The sequence below is a fragment of the Bacillus sp. EB106-06-01-XG163 genome (genome assembly GCF_058791615.1).
This window is the reverse complement of sequence record NZ_JBYTDS010000002.1, coordinates 1-25,668: the sequence shown is the minus strand read 5'-3', so window position 1 is coordinate 25,668 and position 25,668 is coordinate 1. Positions and strand designations below refer to the sequence as shown.

Annotated in this window: 4 protein-coding genes; all 4 read right to left on the bottom strand. The window is 50.1% G+C overall.

The annotated features are described in order from the left end of the window. Positions 1-2: 2 nt before the first annotated feature. Positions 3-6,218 (bottom strand): beta-ketoacyl synthase N-terminal-like domain-containing protein, encoded by a 6,216-nt coding sequence (locus tag AC3WTF_RS01930; RefSeq protein WP_129003156.1) that lies wholly within the window; start codon positions 6,216-6,218, stop codon positions 3-5. Then, complete coding sequence (locus AC3WTF_RS01925; RefSeq protein WP_492314168.1) at positions 6,215-12,364, bottom strand: type I polyketide synthase; 6,150 nt, start codon at positions 12,362-12,364, stop codon at positions 6,215-6,217. Before AC3WTF_RS01925 ends, AC3WTF_RS01930 begins: the two co-directional genes overlap by 4 nt. Positions 12,365-12,386: 22 nt before the next feature. Beyond that, positions 12,387-20,105: a type I polyketide synthase gene (locus AC3WTF_RS01920; RefSeq protein WP_492314167.1), complete on the bottom strand. Its 7,719-nt coding sequence runs from the start codon at positions 20,103-20,105 to the stop codon at positions 12,387-12,389. Between the two features lie 4 nt (positions 20,106-20,109). Next, positions 20,110-25,668: type I polyketide synthase (locus AC3WTF_RS01915; protein ID WP_492314166.1), on the bottom strand; the 5,559-nt coding region annotated here is incomplete at its 5' end.

Here is a 25,668-nt window from a genome sequence, read left to right as displayed (position 1 = left end):
ATTTACGGTCTTGTTTTGGCGGGCTGCTTCAGCATCTCACCATGCACGTTCAGTATCTTTTCCTGCAGCTGCAGAAAGCTGTATTCTGTCATTCCGTCTGCCGAATATAAAACGCCGCAAAATTCAGAAATCGTTTCGGCTGCGCTGTCTTCAGCCAATAACGTCATATGATTGGATACCGCCACATCCATGATGGCGATGTTTGTCATATGCTCTTCCCACTGGCTCCAATAGTTGACGAAATCAGCGGATAAAATATCAGCCCTGATTGTAAAATACGGATCAAGCTCACCCAAGAAAATACCGTTTTTATTTCGGAAATAATAGCATGTCACCCCGTTCGGATCCGGAAGCGGCAGGAGTTCGTAATCAGTGATTTCGTAAGCGTCCTGAACATTTATATTCTGCCTGATCAGATTTTTCACCAACGCGTCCGTCTTCGTTAACCCCCGCTGTTTGGCTTTTGCGATTAATTGCTCTAAAAATATGTCTTCATGAAGATCGGCATCTAGTTCATCACGGTGAATCAAGGTTTTAGAAATGCGTTCCGGATGTTGATAGATTGGTGCAAATAAAGCCATGTTCACCGTCTGCAGCATCATATTTTTATCAAATAATTCATCAGGAATGTTTATTTCCCGCGCACCCGCCGAGTCAAAGGAGTCGAGCATGACGATTGACTCAACGGTTTCTCCAGCCAGCTGCAATTGCCGGGTGACTTCATAAGCGAGCATGCCCCCTAATGAATAGCCGCCTACATCGTAAGGACCCCGTTGCTGCACGGTACGTATGAGCTTAACGTAATATTCCGCCATGTTTTTAATGCCGCGGATCGGTTCCCGGTCTGTCATCCACCCTCTTGCCTGAATTCCGTAAAAAGGACGCCCGGTCCGTTCGGCAACAGGCTGGTACAGCTCCACTGCCCCCAGCGCGGAATGAAACCAGAAAATCGGTCTTCCCTTTCCACCCGGGTTAAGACAGATCAGCTCGGGCGGTTCTTGATCATCTGTCTCTTCTGATATATCGTTTTGTTTCGTATGTTCCCCATGTACTTCCTCGGTGTCTTTTTGGACAGAACCGGTCAGATACCCGGCTAATGTTGCGATTGTCGGATATTCATAGACCAGATTTGCCGTAATAGACGCTTGATAGGTTTTATTAATGGACTGAACCCATTCCACACCGATAATAGAATCCAGCCCCATCTCAATGAATGCCTCATGCTCATCAATATCTTCCGGCTTCAGAAACAGGATGTCCGCAAGGCTTTCTTTGAGCTCTTTGCGCAAAGTGCCGTCAGAGATGCCGGCAAGGGGAGTTTCTGCTTCCGGGATTTGCGGACGTACTGCTGTTTCCTCCGCTTCAGCATACTCGGGTTTCTTTATTTGTCCCGCTATATATTCCGCAAGCTCTTCAAGCGTCGGGTGTTCATACACCTTATTGGCAGTAATCTCAGTGTGGTACGTTTTATTTACTGTTTGTATCCATTCAACCCCGATAATGGAGTCAAGACCCATGTCGTTGAAAGGCTCATCAGCATCAATATCTTCCGGTGACAAAAATAAAATATCTGCCAGGCTTGTCCTCAATTCTTCAAGCAATGTTCTATTGTCTTCGGAAACGGCTTTTTCTGGCTGTTGGACAGAAACAGTACAATCCAAAGGCTGTAACACGATCGGTTTTTGCAATGTCTCCGGTTCAAACGCTGTCATTTCGATCTCAGTTAAAGGACTCAGAGAAATCAGCCCTTCATGTTCAGGCTGCGGCGAAGACGGGAGAACGGTTTGCGTTTCAGACTTTTTCATGGCCTGTCCTGGTAAAGAACTGTTTACATCAGCCGCCCAATACCTTTCTTTTAAAAACGGGTAGGCAGGCAGCGGCGTTTTATAATATTGCCCTCCGTCAAAAAGCCGTGTAAAAGGAAGATCATACCCTCTGCAAAAAAGGTCAGCGATATGTGCCAGGCTTTCTCTGTACTGTGCTGGCGAAGCCGCTGAGCGGCACTGTTCAATGCATTCCATTCCGAATGTTTTCATTCCGGCTTCTTCTGCCGGCTTCTGATCCTTCAAATTGGACACAAACACACCCGGAAGCTCTCTTTTTACAAGCCACTCCGACAATACCCGCTTCAGTTCGTCCGCACTGCTTACGATACAGGCAAACCGGTGATGTAAATGCTTTCTGCCGAGCAGGAGCGTATAACTTATATTTCCCAGATCGCTGTCTTTGTTCTTGCTGAGTGAATCCAGCAGGCGTTCTGCCTGAATTTCCAGCTGACGCTCCGTCCGCGCAGATAAAGGAATGAAGCAGGCCGGTTTTGCCGGCGACCGGCGCACGGTTTGCGGCGCCTCTTCAATCACAAGATGGGCATTTGTTCCGCTGAATCCGAATGAACTGATGGCGGCTCTGCGCGGTGCATCCGGATTCCGTTCCCACGGTATCAGCTTTTCATTCACAAAAAACGGGCTGTCCGCAAATTGAATATGCTGATTGGCTTGGTGAAAATGCAGGGAAGCCGGAATCTGCCGATGCTTCAGCGACAGCAGGATTTTAAACAGTCCGGCCATCCCCGCGGCCGCAGCGGCATGTCCGAGATTGGTTTTCACAGAGCCGATGGCGCAATATCCTTTTTTATCCGTATAGCGGCGGAAAGCGCGCGTTAAGGCGCCGAATTCGATCGGGTCGCCCAGTGCAGTGCCCGTTCCGTGAGCTTCCACCATTTGAATGGTTTCCGGATCAATGTGAAAAGTATCATAGACATGACGTTCCAATCGTTCTTGAGAAAGCGCGCTTGGAGCGGTGATTCCGTTTGTAGCGCCGTCCTGATTCATTGCAGATCCTTTTATGACGCCGTACACATGATCTCCGTCACTAACGGCGTCGCTAAGACGTTTCAGCACCACCGCTCCCACGCCTTCACCCGGCACGAACCCGTCCGCGCTTTGATCAAACGTATGGCAGCGTCCGGTCGGTGACAGCATATTCGCCTTATTTGACGACTGATAAAAAGCGGGAGTGGATTGAATGAAAACCCCGCCCGCCACCGCCATTTCCGTTTCTTTCGTCCAGAGCCCCTGACATGCCAAATGAATGGCTGTCAGTGAACTGGAACATGCTGTATCAACAGTGATCGCCGGCCCTTGTAAATTAAGGTGATAGGCGATCCTTGCCGGAGTGACGGAATTGTGATTGCCCCAAAAAGCCTGCGCGGGCCCCTGCTGTTTAAAAATGGCCTGGTAATCTCCGCCGCAGGAGCCGGCATACACGCCGCATTCCCGGCCTCTTACCGAGTCTCCCGCATATCCCGCATCTTCAAGCGCTTTCCATGATTCTTCCAAAAACAGCCGCTGCTGAGGGTCCATATAGGTCGCTTCACGTCCCGATATATGAAAGAAAACGGGGTCAAAACATTCAATGTCCTCTATAAAACTGCCATACTGGCATTGGCTGTCAGAGACATCCCATCTGTCTGCTTTTTTAATCAGATCCCGTCCGGCGGCTAAGTGTTCCCAAAACTCATGGAGATTCTCCGATTCAGCAAACCGCCCGCTCATCCCGATAATCGCGATCGGTTCTTTTTCATGTAACACAGCTGCTGATTTTACTGTATCGGCCGGATCCTTTTGTTCGGGGCGGTACGTCATTTGATACGGCTCAGAAACGCTGATGACGATTTTCCCGATATTTCCGCGGTCATCCAGACAGTGATACGCCTCTTTTATGTCTTCAAAGGAAAAGATTTTTGAGATGACAGGCTGAATGACTCCCTCTTCCGCCAGCCGCTGCAGTTCCAATTGATAGTCCTTGACCTGATCCGGATTTTGAAGGGACAGCTTCCGCAAATCCACGCTGTGAAACGATTGATTGTTATGAAGGACGGACAAGTCGACTGATTTAGCGGATTTCAGCGCAGTCATGGCAATTTCGATATATCTTCCGCCCGGCGCCAGGCAATTCATTCCTTTTTGCAAGGCATCACCGGCCAGGGTATTAATGACAACATCCACCCCACGGCCGCCGGTCATTCGCATGATTTCCGTTTCAAAATCTTCTTCTAAATAGCAAATGGTATTACGGACCCCGAGCGAATGCAAATACTCAATTTTTTTCTGTGATCCGGCCGTGGCATATATTTCCGCGCCGATATGCCGGGCCATTTGCACCGCGATCAGCCCCGTTCCTCCCGTCGCGGTCTGAATTAATATTTTTTCGCCTTTTTTAAGTCCGGCTTTCCGGAAGGCGTCTATCATGGTCACCGCCACGGTGGGAAGAGCGCATGCTTCTTCAAAGGTCAGCCGGGCCGGTTTATGATAGACTTGATGTTCTTTACATGTGATGAGATTCGCCTGAGATCCAAATTCCTCTCCCATGCCGACAATCACTTCATCACCCGGAATGACGGATGTTACATGCCTCCCTGTCTTGATCACGACGCCGCTTGCTTCAAATCCCGGAGTGAACGGATAAGGCGGCATCGTCGGGTACAGCCCTCTGACACAAAGCAAGTCTCCGAAGTTTAAAGAAAAGGCGCGGACGGCTATTTGAACCTCGTCATCTTTTGTCTCGGGCACTTCACTGCGGGCAATCGTCAGATCTTCAATGCCGCCCGGACGGTCAATCACAACCCGGAACATTCCCGAGTCATCGGACTTTGCGAAAGAAGGCGGCATACGTTCTTGTTTCGGTTTCTGATAACCGTTTTCCTTTCTTTCCGGCTGCAGAGGTTTTTCAGCAGGCCGTTCTTCCTGAAGCGCCGGGCGGATTTTCGCTCTTTCGGTCTCCAGAGATGAGGCTATGATGGTTTCATATTCTGCCGAGATATAACCGGTCAGCAGTTTCACATGATAGTAATCAAATAAAATCGTTGTCTGCAGTGTAAGATTCAATCGCTTATTAATCTCGTTAATCACATTGACGGCCAAAATGGAATCAATGCCGTATTCAGAGAAATTCAGTTCTTCCTGAATATCCTCTTCTTTCATTTTTAATACATCGGCAATACTTGTTTTGATGACAGAGCGGACATGGGAAACGACCGATTCCCCATCAGCCTTAACAGCTTGATGCTCCTCTGGCGCGCGGCTGCGGGAAACAGGCTGTGCGGGCTTTCGGAAAACTTCGGCCGGGGCGGCGTATGGCTTTCTGCCGTCTCTGATCCCTTGCATCCGGACGAGTCCGTCACTCTCAGCTGCGATAATCTGCTGGCCTAAATCATGAGCCGTTTCAGCAGGGAAACAAACCGCTCTGTATCCTTCCGAATGCAGCACACGCTCCCACGATTTTGGATATAAGCCGGGACTTCCCGGAATCCGAAGCTCAGCATCCTCATAGGACCACCAGCCGTCAAGCAGCCCGAAGGTTAAATGGGTAAAAACAGAACGATCGCTGATTTCGTTTATCAAAATCATCCCGTTGTATTTCAGGAGCGCTTTCAGACGGCGCAGTGTCAAACCGATATTTTTTGTGGCGTGAAGCACATTGGCGGCGATGACAATATCGTAAACACCCGTTTTGATATTTTGTGATTCGCAAGGCTCCTCCGCATTAAACAAGGCTGTTGTCAAATACGGCACATCAGGTCCGTATTCCTGTTCGGCATGCATTAAAAAAGCTTTAGAAACGTCCGTATAACAATATTCCGCAATCTGTTTTGCAAATGGTTTCAGTTTTGTAAACAGCATGGCGCTCGTTCCGCCCGTCCCGGCCCCTACTTCTATCAGCCTGATGCGGGCATCGGGGTGTTCTGTAAGATAGGCTTTCAGGTAAGCGGCCGCGGAATCTGCTAACACTTCATTAAAATAATCCGCGACAGGATTATGCTTATAAACACCTTCAACGAGCCGCATTGATGAATCGGGAAATACGATATCCGTAGCCGGACGTTCTCCTTTTAAAATGGAAGGCATCGCTTTTATCGTCGCCTCGGCCAATTCAGCTTGCGCAAGCTCCCCATTGGGAAGCAGGCGTTTATGGGTATTCCACTCATTCCAGACTGTGCGGCCGTCCGGGCGCTGATCCGTGAGAAGAGTGACCGTGTATCCGTCATACGCGATATATCCGTTTTCTTTTAATAGATTCAAGCTTTCTTCCAGCCATCTGCCGTATGTGCCGATCACGCCGGCGCTCCGCATGGATGCTGCAGGTGTAGTGACAGGCTCGCTGAAAAAACCGATTGACTGTAATTGGTAAAAGAGCAGTTTGCAAAGAAGGCTGTTCATATGCGCAACTCCATTTCTCGTTTTAAAGTCTCAAGCCGTTCATTCCGATCCGGATTTTGCCGCTTGACGCTTTCCATAAATGAAGGCTTCGGGCCGGATACAACCGACATTGCATCTTGATCCGTCAGCGCGGCTAAGCCGTGCGGAGCAGCTTTGATGAATGCCGCTTGGCTGAACGGTTCTGATAGTAAGACTTCCAGCGCCTCCATTGCTTCATCGGGTTCAATAGAACCGATCCCTGACGCCTCCATCCGTTTTCTGTAAGACGGGTCTGATACAACACCCAGACTGCCCCAATATCCCCAATTCATGACTTTCACTTCACAATCAAGCAAGGAAGCGATATGGCGGGCAAAGGCGTCTTGAAATGTACACCCTGCCGCATAGTTGCTTTGCCCGGCATTTTTTGTGAAAGAATTTACGGATGAGAAAAACAGCACAAAATCAAGCGGTTCTTCCTTAAAAGCTTCGATCATTCGGACGCTCGTATTCACCTTAGCTGAATAAGCGTTTCTGAAAGAAGCTTCATCCATATTCGCTATACTTTTGTCGGCAAGCGTTATCGCGGAATGGATGACTCCCGTTATATTGCCGTATTGCTCTCTTACGGAACGGACGGCCGCTTTAAGCGCTGCGGCATCTTGGGCATCAGCCTGTATATAATGCGGCGCAGGGCCTGATAGCGCCAGCCTGTCTATTTTGCTCTGAATCTCCTGATCCTTCGGCCGCCTGCCGATCCATATCATCCGTGCCTTGTAACGGGTGATCATGTATTTGCTCCATGCTTCTCCGATGCCGCCCGCTCCGCCGATGACAGCATAAACACCGCCTTCTCTGTACGACATACGCGGAGCGGAACTTGTCAGCACCCGGACTGTTTTTTGCTTGTGCCAAGCTCCGTTACGGTACGCGGCAGCATTTCCGTCCGGATCTGGAGGAAGGCGCCAGATGTTTTTCATCTCAGACGAATCACTGCCTTCTTCTGCATCAATCAGCCTGATGTCCCAGTTCGGATATTCTTTTGCCAATGAACCGATCAAACCGTGTACGCCTGCATGCTCAGGCTGCGGCAGATCACCCGGATACACGGACTGTGTCTGCCGGGTCACCGCCGTAAAGCTGATGTTTCGGTTTCCATACCCGAGTGACAGCAGCGCTTTGATGAAACGGAAACATTGAATCACCCCATTCTCCTGCTCATCAAGCATTTCCTGACTGACGGATGCGGGTGCGAAACGATCCGGCGCAATCCATAAGAAATGGCGGATATCCTGATACCCGGCTGTCAATTCACGTAATGTTTGCTCGCTTGAATGATCCGGCGTCTCCGCCAGATGGGCGCGGGGCCACATTTTTGCCGCAGCCTTTATGGTATTTCCCGGCTTTCCGATGATCAGCAATTGTTCCTCAACCGCTCGATTTTCTTCCAGAGAAAAGAAAGTTTTGTCCCAAACAGGGGCAAGCATCGCCGTCTGAACTTCCTGCCGTTTGCTTTCGGTTTGGTTTGTCTGCCGGACAGCCCGGCAGGAGAAGCCTGTTAATCTCATACAAACAGCGCCGTTTTCATCACATAAATCAATATCCAGCGTCAGCGCTCCGTTATCTGACCGATCGCTCTGTTTGCGGACAAGCGCCCACATCGTTTTCTGAGTCGGCTGAAATATTTCTGCCTGCCGCAGGGAAAACGGCAGCATCGGAGTGTCTCCGGCAGTATCTGAACCGGCACCCAGTGACGCCTGAAACGCGGCATCCAGAAGACTCGGATGGATGACAAACTGATCGGCGGTACTGTCTGCCGATTCCGGCAGCGACAGCCGGGCTGCAGCTCCCCTCTCTCCGATCATCAGCTGATCAATTCCTTGATGGCTCGGCCCGTATATCATACCCGCATGCCGGAAAGCCTGATAAACCTCATCAGACGTCATAACCGATTGGCTGCAGCCGGACAGCCAGCCCTCTAAGTGAACTGACGGAACCGCTGCTATCTCTCCTGATACCGCGGTGCCTTTACTGTATATAATCCGTTCTCCCCCGGGTTCTTCCGATAGGCTGTAAATCGTAAATTCAATGTCTTCATTTCCCTTAAGAATAAGGCTGATATGGACTTCTACATCCGTCCCCTTATGAACGACAGGCCTCATCCATATGAGATCTTTCAAATACATTCCTTTACGTCCGTCCGGCACAGCGTATGCGGCACGCTCAACGGCCGCCCTGGCCATTTCGATCACGGCGGCTCCCGGGAGCACCTTCTGTCCATTGACTGTGTGATCAGTGAAAAAGAATTCCCGTCCGGTAAAAACAGAGGTGAATTTCAGCTCCCACAGATCGGATGTGTTTTCATGAAGCAGCGGATGGATCACCGTTTTGCCGTCATTCCGTTTTGAAACCGCCTCGGCTTCATCTTGAATCCAGCATCTGACCTTTGCAAACGGATAGGCGGGAAGGCTGATTCTCCGGGGTTTTTGTCCCGAATATAACAAGTTCCAGTCCACATCGACTCCCTGCACCCACATGTTCAGCAAATGACCGTACTTTCTCTTTTTCAGCCATTTGACCATGGCTTCCTGCAAATCTTCATCAGATTCAAACACAGCCACTGTCTCATGATTTCGCTTCGCCCGCCCCCTGTAAAGATGCGGTGCGTTTTCATTTTCCAAGTACGATCTGAGCTTGTCCTCCAGCTCCTTAAGAGAGTCCGCAATGAAAGCCAGCCGCTCGTCCATCGCTTCCCGCCCCGCTTGTAAAGTGTACGCGACATCAAATAAGTCCGGCTTATCCGTATGCTTCTTTTGAAGAAAAGCAAGAAGGCGCTCCGCATATTCTGTCAGACGCTCCCCATTTTTCGCAGACAGCAGAATGACAGCCGGCTCTTGGCTGCTGATTGTTTGTTTGACAGGAGCCTCATATTCTTCAATAATGATATGCGCGTTAGAACCGCCCGCCCCAAAGCTGCTGACCCCCGCCCTGAGCAGCTGTTCTGCTCCGTCTGCTGAAATCCGTTTCCAATCTGTTAATTCCCGGCAGACGGAAAACGGCCCTTCGTCAAATTGGATATTCGGATTTAAAACATCCGCATGCAAAGATGGGGCGATTTGTTTGTGCTTCATCTGCAGCAGCACTTTTGTGACAGCGGCGATGCCCGCTGCAGATTCCCCATGTCCGATATTTGATTTGACAGACCCGATGAGACATGTTTCAGAAACATCACCGAATGCATCGGTTAAAGCCCGGATTTCAATCGGATCGCCTAATTTCGTCCCTGTCCCGTGCGCTTCCACATAGCTGATCTGGCCCGGAGATACCCCCGCCTCCTGTAAAGCTTGAGAAATGACTTCGCTTTGCGCCTTGGGGTTCGGTACGGTGTAACCGCTCGCTCTCCCGCCATGATTAATGGCAGCTCCTTTAATGACGCCGTAAATCCGATCTCCGTCTTGTACGGCGTCTTCTAAACGTTTAAGAAGCAGCACCCCGACCCCTTCTGCCGGAATATAGCCGTCACCCCCGGCGCCGAAACTCCCGCAGTGTCCTTTAGATGAGATGAACTGCCCCTGGCTCAGCATGAAGTACTTGTTAGGATGAACGGTGAGATTCACTCCGCCGGCAAGCGCCGCGCGAATCCGATGATCCCGCAGATCCCGGCACGCCATGTACAATGAAGTCAGCGAACCCGAACACATCGTATCGACCGAAATGCTCGGCCCTTGAAAATCACAAAAATAGGAGACACGGTTAGCAATGGATGAAATCCCGCCGGGGAGCCCGATATGCCGTCCTTTCACTCCCGCTTCAGCCGCGAATAGCGGGTATTCCTGATACATGACACCGGCATACACACCTACCTGACGGCCAAGTTCAGGTGATGTCCTCGTATATCCCGCATCCTCCATGGCCATCCACGCATGCATTAAAAACAGCCGTTCCTGAGGATCAAGGTGTTCCGCTTCACGGGGGGAAATCTTAAAGAACTCAGGATCAAAATCGGCGATCCCGTCAATGAATCCGCCCCATTTGCTGTAAATCGCTCCCGGCGCCGTCCGGTCCTCGGAAAAGTAATGTTCCCATTTCCAGCGGTCTTTCGGAATTTCGGTAATACAATCCTTTCCTTGTTTGAGATTTTCCCAAAACGCATTGATATCATCGGCCTGCGGATACTTGCCGGAAATCCCGACAATGGCAATATCCAGCGGTTTTCCTTTCGTTTTCTGACGGCTTTGATTCCCGGACGGGGCAAAAGACGCATTTTCAAGCCGATTTGGCTGAAGCACTTCTTTCACAGACGCGTTTTTCAATTCCGCCAGCTGTTCCCCGGTATGACTGAGGACTGCGGCATCAAATGAGAGAAACCCGTCTTTTTTATGTTTGATTGTATTCACCACATAGGCGGTATCAGACATGACTGGTCCGTACAGCGTCAGCCTCTCAATCATGAGCGGGACGTGAATCCGCTTTTTCAGCTGCAATTCTTCTTCACCGAGCGACATATAACAAGAATTCAATATAAGCGGGTCAAATGCAAAGTGACGCAGATCGCCTTTTTCTTTTTTTCCTGATAAGTCCAGCTGCAATAAAAAGGAGCTCTCACTCATTTTGTATCCCGCCGTTACCGTTTTCAGCATCGGGCCTATCGTGAAGCCGGCAACCGAATCGTACAGACGGGAAATAACATCCGGCGCCACCTTTTGTGCATGCGCCTTCATTTGTTCAACGTCATACGATTTTTTTACGGGTGCCTCTGTATATCTGCTTATTTCTCCTTCGGCACACGTCTTCCGGCTTTCTTTACCGGAAACAGTGCAGCTTGCGGTAAAGCGTTCGGCACTCTTTTCTGCCGCAAATGAAATGTCAATCTGTGCGGCCTCTCCCGGCTCCAGCGTGACGGGCCCGCCCGTAAAGCGGATATCTTTCAGCTCGGCGGGATACGTGCCGGAATGAGACGCTCCGGACGCTTCAAGCACCAGACACGGATACACTACACCCATCAGTGCCGGTTTGCCGAAAACCAGATGATCCTGAAGGAATGCTTCATGTTCATAGAAAGTAAATGTCTGACTGCCCGATTGTGTTTCAGAGACCGGTGCTGCATCCTCGACAAGGCCGGGAGATTCATCTGTTCCTTTTGTTTTTATGTCTTCAAGCAGTTCGGATATGCTGCTGCACTCAAATAAAAGAGTCGGATTCAGCCGCAGATCAAACGCCCCTTCGATGTCTTTAATAATGGCCAGAAGCTGTGACGATTCAAGACCTAATTCAAAAAACACGGTGTGCGCATCATTTCTTGTGACAGGACGGCCTACGTATGTTGAGAAAATGCGGTATAAGGTTTCCTCCATCTGCTGAACGCCTGGTATCAGCTGCCGGTCTGTCCGCACCTTTTTGGCTGTCAGGCCGAGCAGTGAAGCAATATGCGCACCGCTGAGGTTGTAAAAGTCAATATCCATTTTCACCATTTCAGAAGGCATGCCGGATTTTTTCGAAATCACCGCGTAACAGCGCTCCGTAACGGTTTCAGCGGCACTAAACGAATCATAATAAATCGGTAAAAACAAACCGGCGCCTGCAGCTGTCTGCAATACGCCGGAGGCCATGGCGGCACCGTCCATCAGCGCGGGATGAAAGAGAGCGCCGGGGAGATTTTCCTGGCATGAATCAGACTGCCGAATATCAAGGAAACATTCCTCTTCATTTGCATAGATCTCTCCCTCCGGCTTCATCAGCCCGTCATGCGACAGTCCGCGGCTTCTCGCGTCTTCGTAAACCGTATGCAAGGAGACTGATGGAAGCGCAACTTGTTTTTTCTCTTCCGCGTCAAGGCGCTTATCTGATGAGAAAACCCCTTCATGCACCTCCGCTGATAAGAAAACCGTCCCGGAATCCGCCCCGCAAATCGAGGCAGTCCAGAACTCCTTTTCTTTACTGAACATGACACTCACATCAAGCCGCTCTGACCGTTTCACTGATAAAGGATGATAAATGGTCACCCGTTTCAGACAGATGGAACGGAATGAAAGATCAAGGCTTTGCTTTGCCAGCTGATACAGCATATCAATATAGGCCAGACCGGGCATGACAGATTCTCCGTGAACAAGATGGTGTTTCATAATGGGATGTTCTGCCGTCAGGCGCAGATTCACTGTTTTTTTCATGGTTAGTCCCCTTTTAAAAACGTCACGTTGTCACCTGCCAAAACGAGTCTGCAGGTGCAGTGCTTGTCTCTGCTTTTTTCTCATATTTCTTTAAAAGATCCGCAATGTCTGTTTTTTCATTACTTGTTTTTTCCGCTTCATTCTCCGTGCTGTTCCAGCCGCCCAAAAGCGGGTAGTGTTTTTTTCTGAATTCCGGCGGCTGAGGCGCCAGGTGATGTTCCCGCTGCCTTTCACCTCTGTATTCTTCAACGAGGATATGAGCATTTGTCCCGCCGTCAGGAAATGAACTCTGAGCTGCGACGCGGGGTTTCTTCTCTGAATGCCAATCAACGGGTTCACGATTAAAATGAATACGCGACGCTTTAAAGTCATAATGTTCAAATGGCTCACGCGCTGATAAGAAAGGCGGAATCCGCTTGTGATAGACGCTCAGCACACAACGGATGAAGCCCGCAAGACCTGAAGACAGAAGCAAATGCCCTACATTCGGTTTCACCGATCCGATCCGGCAGGGCAGAAGCGTTTTCCGGTTCAGCTGATAGACATCTGAGAGTGCCTTGATTTCCACCGAATCAACGATTGGGGAACCGCCTCCGTTCACTTCTATATATCCAATGTCTTCGGGCGACTTTTCCGCCATGTCAAGCGCAGTTTGAATGGCGTCTCTCTGCGCTCTTATATTCGGTGAACCGGGACCGAGCGTCCGGCCGTCATTGTTTACCGAGACGGCTTTTATGACGCCGTAAATACGGTCTCCGTCCCGCACCGCATCGCTCAATCGTTTGATAAAAACCGCCCCCGCTCCTTCTCCGAGCACTTCTCCCGCTGATTCACGGTCGAATATATGAAACACGCCGTTCTCATTTAAAATATGGCGCGCTCCGAATAACCGGTGCGCGGACGGAGATAAGAGCAGACTCACCGAACCGACTAAGGCCGCGTCAATCCTTCCGGCCAAAAGGGCGTCTTTTGCAAAGGACAGCCCGATCAGCCCTGAGGAACATGCTGTATCCACGACAAGGCTCGGCCCTGTGACATTCAAAAATCGTGAAATGTTGGCCGCCAAATAGTTTTGCCCCGCCCCCAAAATCGGGTTAGGCGCCTGCAGGATATGTTCCATACCGGCTGAAGGCTGCGCCCTGCCGCCGATGTACACGCCGACTTTCCGGCCCGATAAATCCTTTTGGCCGTACCCGGCATCATAAACGGAATGAACCGCTTCTTCTAATATGATCCGCGCCTGCGGGTCCATAATTGCCGCGTCTTTTTCAGAGATGCCGAAAAATCCCGCATCAAACATGTCGATATCATCAATCCACCCCGCATAATCCTTTGCATTTGCTGTTGCATGCCAGCGCGATGCGGGGACAGGCCGGATGGCGGTGTTTCCTTTCATCAGCAGCTCCCAAAAAGCATCCGTTCCGCCCGCCCCCGGAAAACGGCAGGACATGCCGACGACGGCAATATCGTCTTCGGTATCCGCTTTCGGCTTCGTGGATGTTCTCTCTTCAGCGGCGGCGGTTAAATCAGGCTCTACGTCCCTGTCTTGAACGAAACCATTTTCTTTTGTCACAAAATCGGCTTCATGATGCGCTGCGAAATAGTCAACCATTTCTGTAATCGTTTGATATTGAAGCATTAAGGACGGTGTTAACTTAATGCTGATCCGTTTTTGCAATGATTGAACCAATTCCGCAAAGAGTATTGAGTCAATCCCGTATTCATCAAACGGCATATCATCTTTTATCTGCTCATCCGTCATTTTCAGTTCTTCGCTGAAAACGGTGCGCACCCATTGACGAATCATGTCCTTCACCTTTTGGTCACCGGCAGTGCTTTTTTTCACGGGAGCTTCAGATTTCTTCACCTGCAGAAGATCACCAAAATCAGCCTCACTGTCTTCGGGAACATAAGGAATTCCGCAGCTTTGTCCGTTTAAAATGATGTAATCTAAAAACTTCAGTCCGTCTTCAGCAGACAGCCTGGAAAGTCCTGATTTTTGATAAGCAGGTGTTTCCGGCAGGCCTTCAGCCATGCCGGTTTCTTTCCAGACGGGCCATTGAACGGCTTTAACAAACACGTTTCCTTTACCTGCTTGATGATTTGCAAAAGAGTCCATAAATGAATTAGCCATCGCGTAGTCACTTTGCCCCGCAGCAAGCGAAGGGATCAGACCCGAAACGGATGAGAACAAAATAAAAAACGACAGCGGCTCATTCTGAACAGCTTCATAGAGACCGCGAAGCCCTGTTACTTTCGGCGTGCAAACGCTTTCGATTTCAGTTTCGGTTTTGTTATAAAAAGCGGGGTGTTCTCCCATTGCACCCGCGCAATGAAAAACGCCGGTAATCGGCCCCATCGTGCCGCGGATGCCGTCCGTCATGTTCCGGAGCCCCTTTTGATCCGTAAGAGAAACGCTGTAATAACGGATCTCCGCGCCCCGCTCGGCTAACCTCTGCATCCGCTCGGCTTTTTCCGGGAGAATGCCGTCCTTTTTCATGTCTGCCCACTCTGAGGAATCAGGAAGCGGCTCCCGCCCCATGATGACCAGTTTCCTGCATCCGCGTGAAACGGCATGCTCCGCCGCAATTGCGCCGATCCCGCGCGATCCGCCCGTTATTAACAGCACATCATCAGACGAATAGGAAAGCTCAGGCGCCGCCGAAACATTCATACCCTGCTTCAGAAACGGCACATAACGGCGATTCAGCCTGTAGCAGCATTCACTGCCGCTTTTGGCCCGCGGCTGTAAAAATTCAGTCTCAATCTGTCTGCTTAATTCTTCTGTATGCTCAATCTCACAATCGCTATCTATCGTAAAAGAATGAATGTTGGCATACTCAGCGCCCAGCATCCGGTACAGCCCCGCCGTTTTCGCCCCTTGCATCAGAGGTTTACTTTCCTTGAAAGGCTGGAGGCGGTGTGTCACTTGGCTGAACACAGCGCCGCTATGACGGAATGATTCAAGAGCCTGCTGTAAAAAGGCAAGCTTTCCGTGTTCTATCTCTTCCTGCCGTTCATATTCCGCGTCATATGCGGTTATGTCGACGACCCCGAGTATCTGTTTGTTTTGAAGAGACTCCCGCACTCTGCCGTAAAGGTTTCGCCCCGATGCGGCGGCGTAATAATCGGCGCCGTCTTTTGCCTGATGGATGAAGCGGATCGTTTCAATATGGCCGTTTCCTTTAAAAAGAGCATCGGCCAATCGGCTCGTCTTATCAGTTGCAAGTATCATTACTGTTCCTGATAATGCTTCAGACTCCGCCGGATCTTGCTGCTTCCAGTCTTTTTGAAGAATGATCTTTTGGTTTTCCGCCGGTTCGTCTGTCTGTTTCCGGATATCCGCAGGCACAGGCACCCAATATCGCTCCTTCGCGAACGGATATACAGGAAGGCTGACCCGTTTCGGCTTCTCTCCTTCGTATAACAGGCTCCAGTCAACGGCGGCTCCTTTTGCCCACTCAGTGAGCAATCTGGAATATTGCTTGTTTTTCAACAGCTCGGCCATTCCTGCTGATGAAATATCATTTTGAGCATGTCCGCGGAAACACCCTTCAATTTCTGTTTTCCGTTCAAGCACATCCTTCAGTTTCGCTTGCAGGCCGCAAACGGATGTAACGATAAATGCCAGCCGTTCAGGCATCGCTTCTCTGCCAGCTTGAAGCGTGTAGGCCAGGTCTTTAAGGTTGACTTCTTTTTCCCGTAAAAAGCGGTCATACCGTTTGACATATTCCAATAGCCGTTCTTCATTTTTTGCCGAAAGCAGAAACAGAACAGGCTCGTCTTCCCGTATACTCACCGGTTTCTTTTCAGCCTGCGGCGGCAGATATTCTTCTATGACAAAATGGGCATTGCTCCCGCTGGCGCCAAAAGAACTTAAACCCGCTCTTCTCGGCTGGTCAGGATGTGACGGCCGTTCCCATTCTTCCAGCCGGTCCGCCACATAAAACGGCGTGTCCGAAAATGGAATATGGGGATTCAGCGTGTCCGCATGCAATGACGGAAAGATTTCTCCATGCTTCAGCTGCAAAAGCACCTTTGTTAATCCGGCGATTCCGGCTGCTCCTTCTAAATGGCCGATATTTGATTTGGCAGAGCCGATGGCGCAAAACCGCTTCTTGTTTGTCCATTTGCGGAAAGCGCGGCTCAGCCCTTCAATTTCAATCGGATCACCCAAAGACGTGCCTGTTCCGTGGGCTTCAATATAGCTCAGTGTCTCCGGATCAATGCCGGCACCCTGAAAAGAATCTGTAATGACTTCCGCCTGTGATGCCGGATCAGGCACGGTCAAACCGGATGTTTTTCCGACATGGTTTAAAGCGGAGCCTTTTATGACGCCATATATCGGACAGCCCATTCTTTCCGCTTCTTGAACGGTTGTCAGTAACACCGCGCCGACGCCTTCTCCCGGCACATAACCGTCACCGCCGTCGGCGAAGCTTTTGCAGACGCCTTCTGAAGACAGAAATCCGGCATTCGCCAAAAACGCATATTTATGCGGGTGTGTGACCGCATTCACACCGCCGGCAAGGGCGAATTCGCACTCCCCCCTTTTAATGCTTTCACATGCCAAATGTATGGATGTGAGCGAAGAAGAGCACATCGTATCAACAGCCATTGACGGCCCTGTAAAGTTCAGGCAGTGAGACACGATATTCGGAACAGAGGCAGGCGTCACGCCCATAGACAGCGGTGTGCCCCGCTGTGTGATTTCAGCGCCGAACAGCTCATAATGGCTCCAAAACACACCTGCGAATACCCCGACGCGTTTTCTTTTTTGTGAAGATGGCCCGCGCGCCGTTCTGTCTTGATAAAAACCGGCATCTTCACAAGCTTCCCAAGCCGTCTCTAAAAACAGCCGCGCCTGCGGGTCCATCATTTCAGCCTGGCGCGGAGTCAGATTGAAAAACAGCGGATCAAAGCTGTCTATGCGATCTAAAAATCCTCCGTAACGGTAGAACTGATCTGCTTCATATGAGAAAGGATAACCTTTCCATCTGTCTTTCGGCATTGTTGTGATGCAGTCTTTCCCTGAGCGCAGATTTTGGTAAAATTCATCGATGCTTCCCGCCTGCGGATATCTTCCCGCCAATCCGATTACCGCAATATCGTGCTCTTCTGTATGTCTCTCTTGTTTTCGGCTTCTTCTCTTGACAGCTGCGTTGGATAATGAAGATCCGTTCTTGTCTCCCTTTGGACCCAATCGGCCCATGCTTTCAGTTACAGCCGGCTCTTTCCCGTATAAAATAACGGATTGCAGCTTGCCGAGACGCAGCATATATTCAAGTGCAGCCATCCCTTCCCCGGCCGGTAGCGGGCTGGTGCCTGTTGTATCATTCATGATCTCTTTCATCAAGCTGTCAACCTGCATGCCGCCATCTTCCCAAAGCGGCCAGTTGATCGTCATAGAAGCCCCGGTCCGTTCGCCTTTTTCCGCTCTGCAATCGCGATATTTCATATATTCATCCATAAAAGCGTTCGCTGCGGCATAATCTATTTGGCCCGCATTTCCGGCCAACGCCGAGAATGAGGAAAATACGGCGAAAAACTCAAGCGGTTCATTCCGTGAAGCTTCGTCCGCATGAATCAGGCCGCTGATTTTCGGCAGGAACACCTGTTTCAAGTCAGAACTGTCTTTTTGGATGATAAATTGATCTTTTAAAACACCGGCGCAATGAAAAATACCCGTCAGCCGGCCGAAGGTTTCTGTAATCTGAGCAAATGCCCGCTCTGTTTCGGCTTTGCTGCCGATGTCCGCTTGAACGTAAAGAACTTCTGCGCCCAATGCTTTCAGTCTGCTGATCTTCTCAGACTGTTCCGGCGAACGGCCGATGAGTGCGAGCTTCACTTTTTCTTTTTCTGCAAGGTGACGGGCAAGCAGAAATCCAAGACCGCCGAGGCCTCCTGTAATGACATATACGCCGTTTTGTTTCCAGGGAGACTGTGTCTGCCCGTCCAGTTTCTCAATACGTTCGAACAATCTGATCTGCCGCATATTGTCTTTATACCGAATGTCTGTGCATCCTGCATGAGAGCAGTCTGCTTCTGTTCTAATGATTGCGGCCGTCTCACTTGGCAATCTCTCATTCTTTTCACAGAAGGTGATGACCTGAATGCGAAGAGCCGGATTTTCCAGATGTGCCGTTTTCAGCATAGCCCCGAGAGCGGAAGACAATGCCGCTCCATTCTCAACGGCGCATACAAGCTGAATCAATGTATGTTCTTTCGGATGGTCTGTCAGTTCCCGTTTGAGCATACGAAATATGCGCTCGGCATCTGCTCCAAACTGCTCATCTGCAGCCTCATGCTCCCTTTTCAGTTCTATCACTTCCGCTTCCGGGCAATGTATGCCGAGTTCACCGGTGAGACGGGGTCCTGCATCGGCAGCGATAATGAGATGACGGGTGTGTTTTTGCCCGTTCTGCACCGCCGTTTCCAGCGGATGATCTTTCCAGGCGGGTTCAAAAAACAGAACCTCTTCAGCAATGTCAGCGTCTGATGTATGCCGTTCTTCGGCCGAATCTTTCAGCACACAGCCCGCTTCATTGATAAGGTAATCCGCAAGGCGGCGGACAGAGGAATATTCAAAAAGCAGTGTCGGATAAAACTGCTGCTGAAAAGTCTGCTCTAATATCTTTACAAGCTTCAGCAAATGCGCCGAGTCAAGCCCCATATCATAAAAGCCTTTCCGCACATCAATATCCTGTGCCGGACGATTGATCAACCTGGCGATTTCCGACTTTATGTAAGTCACCATGTTTTGTTCCGGCGTTTGCTGTTCAGACACGTCTTCTGCGGCCACAGAATTTTCCGACTCACCACGGCCGCTTCTGTTCTGCTGAGGCGGCTTCTCTTTGTCTATCAGATGGGTAATCATATTCGCTTGTCTGACCCTTTTTACTGTCAGTTTCTCACATTCGGCCAATACGTTCCCTGCCCTGTCGTAAATCGTGAAGTCGGCCGAATAAACATCAGGTTCGCTATCTGATGCGCCGCTTTCAGTGCGGCTGTTTTTCGCAGAATAAGTGTAAATCGTTTTCGGAAACGGCTGATACATGCAAAAACGATTGATCATAAAAGGAATATAAGGTGTGTCATTCTGCTTTTGGGCCGACAATGCAAAGGAAGAGCCGGCAAGGGTGGACGCATCTAAAAAAGCCGGATGCGCCTTAAATTTCTCCCGGAATCCTTCAGCCAAATCACTCAGAGTAAGCTCCATTAATTCTTCTTTATCCTGAAGCTGATAAACGGCCCCTTCATTTTTCATAAACTCGCCATGCTCAATATGGCTTCTTCTTGCAATTCCGTAAATGTCATGCATGTCCCATTTTCGGCTTGCGTTTTTCATGAACGCTTCAATATTCAGTTCTTTTGCCCGGGGCGTGTCTTCTTGCAAATAAAGCTGGCATTCCATATTCTCATCCCGGTTTCCGCCAAGCGGTGTGCCGTTTTTTGCTTTTTCGCTAGTAATCTCAACTTTCCAGCTGTTATGCGCCGGCGTAAAGGTCACATACAGGTGTTTATCAAACTCTTCAGATGTTACAACAGGCTGCTTAAAAATAATCTGTCTTAATTCTATAGGCCTTTCACCGAGATACCCGGCGGCGAGCCGATACAGCATATCTATTAAAGTCACGCCCGGGAGGACGCGGATTTGATGAACGCGATGATCCCGGACGATATAATTCGTATGGCTGATTTTCTGCAGGAACGTTTTGACTTGATCGGTGGCAACTGCCAATCTATCACACCTCGCTTATTTCAAACATTGCTTCTGTGCCCGCCTCATTTTCTTCCGCTTCGGACAACTGTGCTTTTTCAGGCCAATACCGTTGTTTTCGGTATACTGTCTGGCCGCCTTTCGGTTCCATGGCCGCTTTTCGCTCTTTCGGAATTCCTTCGTTGCTGACAATGATATGGGCGTTATTCCCGCCCAAACCGAACGCGCTGACCCCGGCCCTGAGTATCTCTTTTTTTCCGTTCCACCGCTTCAGCTCAAGCACAGGATAAAGCGGAGAATCTTTAAATTGGAAGCGGGGGTTCGGTTTATGGCAATGCAAAGTCGGCGGCAGTTCTTCATTGGCAATCGCCAGCAAAACTTTGATGATTCCCGCCGCGCCCGCCGCACTCAGCAAGTGGCCGATATTGCTTTTGACGCTTCCTACACCGCAAAATTGTTTTTCATCGGAATAAGCAGACAAGACGTTGGTTAATCCCTTTAATTCAATCGGGTCGCCGATCAATGTACCGGTCCCGTGCGTCTCTACGTATGTCATGGTGTCCGGATCGATTTCCGCTGACTGAACCGCCTGCTCAATCAAGTCCTGCTGCGCCCGGGGATTCGGCGTCGTCACGCCCATTGTGCTGCCGTCATTATTAATCGCAGAGCCGTCAATAACGCCGTATATTTTATCTTCGTCTTCTATCGCTTTTTCAAGCGGCTTCAGCACCAGCACACCGCAGCCCTCTCCGATTCCTGTTCCGTCCGCATCGGCATCGAAAGATTTTGAACGGCCATTTGGCGATAAGATTCTCGCCGCGCTCATTGTGAGAAAAGGTTTTTCATCAAGCAAAATGTCAACCCCGCCCGCAAAGGCCGCTTCCGCTTCTCCATTTTGAATAGCCTGTACGGCCAAATGAATTGCCGTAAGCGAACTGGAGCAGGCCGTATCCACGACCAGGTTGGGCCCTGTAAAGTTATAAATGTGCGCCATGTGTGCGGTAATAAAATTTTGCCCCGCGCCAATAATCGCGTCTTTTTGCAAATATTGAAATTTCTGATGGAACGCACCTGCCCTTGCACCGGCAAAAACGCCGATACGGCGGCCCCAGAGATCCTCTTTTTGATAACCGGCATCGGCCAAAGCTTCCGCGCTCACTTCGAGCCACTGCCTTTGCAGCGGGTCTATCATCGGTGCCAGCGTTTCTGAAATATTGAAATACTCCGGGTCAAATTGATCAATATCGTGAATAAAACCGCCCCATTTACTGATGCTTTTTCCTTCTTGATATTCACCCGGCTGATAGTGTTCCCCGGCGTTCCATCTGTCCGGCGGAACTTCAGTGACGGCATCCGTTCCGCTGCGGAGATTCTTCCAAAATTCTTTTATATCCCCCGCTTTCGGAAAATGACAGGCCATGCCGATGATCGCAACCTTTCCCCGTTTCCCGGGGTTATCTGCCGTTTTTTTGCTCCGTTTCGGCGTCTTCTGCAAAGGGACCTTCTCCGCGGGAACTGCTGCATCTGCCGAAAAAGCTTCCGGACAATGTGCGGCTAAATAATCCGCGAGCTGTTCTATGGTAGGGTGTTCCAGAAGGACAGTCGGATCAATTGAAACGGACGGCAGTTTTTGATCGATCTTTGTCAGCACTTGCGCCAGAAAGATAGAATCCATTCCGTATTCCTGAAAAGGCACATCGATATCCATATGCGTTTCATCGATACTCAGCTCTTTTGCCAAAAGCGACCTCAGCCAAGATTGAATATCAATCCGGTTATGTTCCCGTTTTTTTGTTTCAGGAGGTTTGGAAGCTGTTCTCATTCCTTTATGGGCGGCTGGCTTGGCATTTTCCAGCGCTTTGGCGTCCCAATCATGTTTCACTTGTGCCGGCAGCACGACAGCTCCGGGTCTTTCTCTTAAAATGTAATCAAGCATCTTGAGACCTTCAGCGTCAGAGTGCCGCAGCAATCCCGTTTGCTCATAAATCCCGCTTTTTATATCCCTGCTCATGCCCGTCTCATCCCATGCCGGCCATTGTATGCTAATGATGCCGCTCTCATTGTTTTCTGCAAAATAGTCCATATAAGAATTAGCCATCGCATAATCGCTCTGACCCGCCGCAAGAATCGGGACGGATGCCGAGACAGATGAAAACAGAACGAAAAATGCCGGCGTATCATCCTTTACACTCTCATACAGACTGTGAAGGCCGTCTGCTTTCGGCGCGAGCACCCGCGCAATACTGTCTTTGGATTTACGGAGAAAAGCAGGGTTTTCACGGTCCGCAATTCCCGCGCAATGCAGAATGCCTCCGACAGGTCCGAGCGTTGAGGTTACCTCTTTTATAAGCCGTCCGACGGCCTGCTTATCCGTCAGATCAACTGCTGAGACGCACACTTTTACGCCTTGTGATTCCAGCTGCCGGATAAGCTGTATTTTTTCCGAAACGACAGGGTCTGTTTGCTCAAGATCCCACTCGGTTTTCGGCGGCAGCTCCTTTCTGCCTGTCAGAAGCAGTTTCTTCACACCGTATGCGGAAACGAAATGCTTGGCGCATAAAGCGCCGAGTCCGCGCGTTCCTCCGGTTATCATCAGGACGGCGTCATTTGGAAACGCAGTCCGGTCTGTTTGCACGGCTTCTGGTTCAATCTGATCAGTCTGCCGAAGAACATAGCTGAAGCGCATGCCGTCCCTATAGCAAACAGCAGACTCCGTTAAGTCTGATTCAATTTCTTGTTTAATAAAAGCGGCTGTCTGCTCCAGCGGCTCTTCAGGATCAATATCGGCGTGACAGGTGAGAATTTGGCTGTATTCATGCCGCAGCATGCGATAAAGTCCCGCTTTTTCAATACCGTGCATAACGGCAGCCTTATTTTTGAAGGCTTCAAGCCCTTTTGTAAGATAAAGCATTTTCATGTTTTCTAGTCCGCGGCCGTATTCAATCAGCTGCTGCAGCGATGCCACCCAGCTGATGTCCTGCCGCTTTTGTCGGGAGCCGCAGCCGGTGAAGTCAATAAACCCGGAATAGATGGCCGCGTTCGGACCCTGTAAGAAAGAGATGAGCTGATTTTCCTGCACAATGTCAGCATCATTCAGCTGTTTTTTCACCTCGGCGGCAAGGTCTTTTGTATCTTCAGAGACGATGAGCGCTATTTTGTTGTTGAACGGCTCGGATGAAGACACTGCCTCGCACGGTTCCCATGTTTTCTGCAATAATACTGTTTTTTGATTCGAAAGCGGCAGCTGCTCCCGTTTCGGCACCCAATAGCGGTCGGCTCTGAACGGATAGGAGGGCAGGCTGATGCGGCGCGGCTTACTGTCCGTATACAGCTGCTCCCAATCCGTGTCAAATCCGTTTGCCCAGAGCCGCAGCACTTTCCTGTATTTCTTTTTCTCAAGCCAGGCGCTGACGAGGTCAGCAGCGTCTTTATCGTCTGAGAACATGGAGATCGTGTTATTCTCGCGTTTTTTACGGCCGCTGATGATATCTTCGCTGTTTTTTCCCATCAGAAACGCGTTCAGTTTTTCAGTCAGTTCCTCTGCGGAGCCTGCAATGATTCCCAGCCTCGCTTCCATCGCATCCCGTCCGGTCTGCAGTGTGTATGCGGCATCTGCAAGATCGATATCGCGGGATGATCCGTTTTGGATAAAATCGCGAAGGAGACGCGCTCTTTCTTTCAGCCGCTCTTCATTTTTAGCCGACAAAACAAAAAGAGATGACGCTTTCTCACGGGTTTCCTGCTGTTCCGTCTCACTTCTGCCCATGTATTCTTCAATAACGATATGCGCATTGACACCTCCGAAACCGAATGAGCTTACACCCGCCCGGCGGGGCAGGACCCGGCCGTTTTCATCACGCAGCGCTTCCCACTCCTTTGTTTCTGTCACAATGTAAAACGGACTGTCCTTCAATTTGATATGGGGATTGATGTTCTCGCAATGCAGACTTTTGGCGAGCGTCCGATGTTTCAGCTGCATCAATACTTTGATAACGCCCGCAATACCTGCTGCGAGCTCCAAATGTCCGATATTTGTCTTCACTGAGCCTATCCCGCAATATCCGCCCGGCGCCCCGTCTGTTTGGAAAGCTTTTTTCAATGCATTGATCTCAATCGGATCGCCGAGTGCCGTTCCTGTTCCGTGCGCTTCTATATAAGTGATCGTTGACGGGTGAATACCGGCTTTTTGATAAGCGCTTTTCAGCACATCCGTCTGAGCCTGCGGATTCGGCGCGGTAAGTGACGCTGAGCGTCCGCCGTGATTTTCCGCTGTACCGCGGATGAGGCCGTAGATGTGATCCCTGTCACGCTCAGCCTCTGAAAGCTTTTTCAAGACAATCATGCCGGCACCCTCTCCTCTGACATAACCGTCAGCCTGATCAGAAAATGTTTTGCAGCGCCCGTCTTCACTGAGCATGCCTGCTTTTTGAAAACCGATATGCCCTTCAGGCGTGACGATCGTGTTGACGCCCCCTGCGACCGCCATATCACAATCTCCCGTTTCAATGGCTTTTACCGCGCGGTGAATGGCGACTAAAGAGCTTGAACAAGCGGTTTCTACCGGCTCGCTCGGCCCGTGGATATCAAGAAAATAACTCATTCGGTTCGGCCCGACGGACGGCACGATTCCGGTCATCGTATACCCCTCGACAGGAAGACCCGCCTTATTGATTAAAGTTTGATATCCGCTTCCCAGTGTGCCGGTGAAAATGCCGGTTTTTGTTCCGGCAATCCGTTTTGCTGAGTACCCCGCGTCTTCAATGGCTTTCCACACATACATCATTAATAGACGCTGCTGAGGATCCATCATTTCAGCTTCTTTCGGAGATATCCCGAAAAACAGCGGGTCAAACCCGGCGATTCCATCTATAAAACCGCCCCATTTAATTGACGTTTTATTTGCATCCGCTGCCGGATCGCCGTAATATTCGCGCCAATCCCAGCGATCTCGTGGAATTTCTGTGATGCAATGCTCTCCTTTTTGTAAACGTGTCCAGAATTCATCTATGTCTTTCGCTTGCGGAAAAATACCGCTGATTCCGATAATGGCTATCGGTTCGGTTTTTTCTTCTGATCTTCCTTTTACGGATACGGGCGTTTCCCGCTTGACATGAACGGCCGCCGGAGCTTCAGCTTTTCTTATTCCGGCTTTTGGAGCGGTTTTTAAACGCTCTCCTTCTAAGCCGCTGAATGCTTCTTTCCATTCAGATATCAAATGGCCGCTCAGTTTGCGCAATGTCGGAAATTCAAAGAAGATAGTCGGGCTGAGCTCAAGCTGATAAGACCGATTTAATAGATTGGTAAATTCAGTGAAGATGATCGAATCAAATCCGTATTCCGTCAGTTCGCTGTCAGCCTCAATATCTTTCATGCTTACCTTTAAAAGATCTGATACATGCCGCTTTAGTTTCTCTTGAACCTGATCTTTCAGATCTCTTGCATCTGCCACTGCCGGAGCTTGTCCGGCGGCGCTTTGTTCTTCGCCCAGATCGAAAATATGGCTGCGGATCCGTTTTTCGTCGCCTTCTGCCACCATGACCTGGTGTTCTCCGGAGGCAAAAGCGGCGTAAAGCGCTTGGATGCC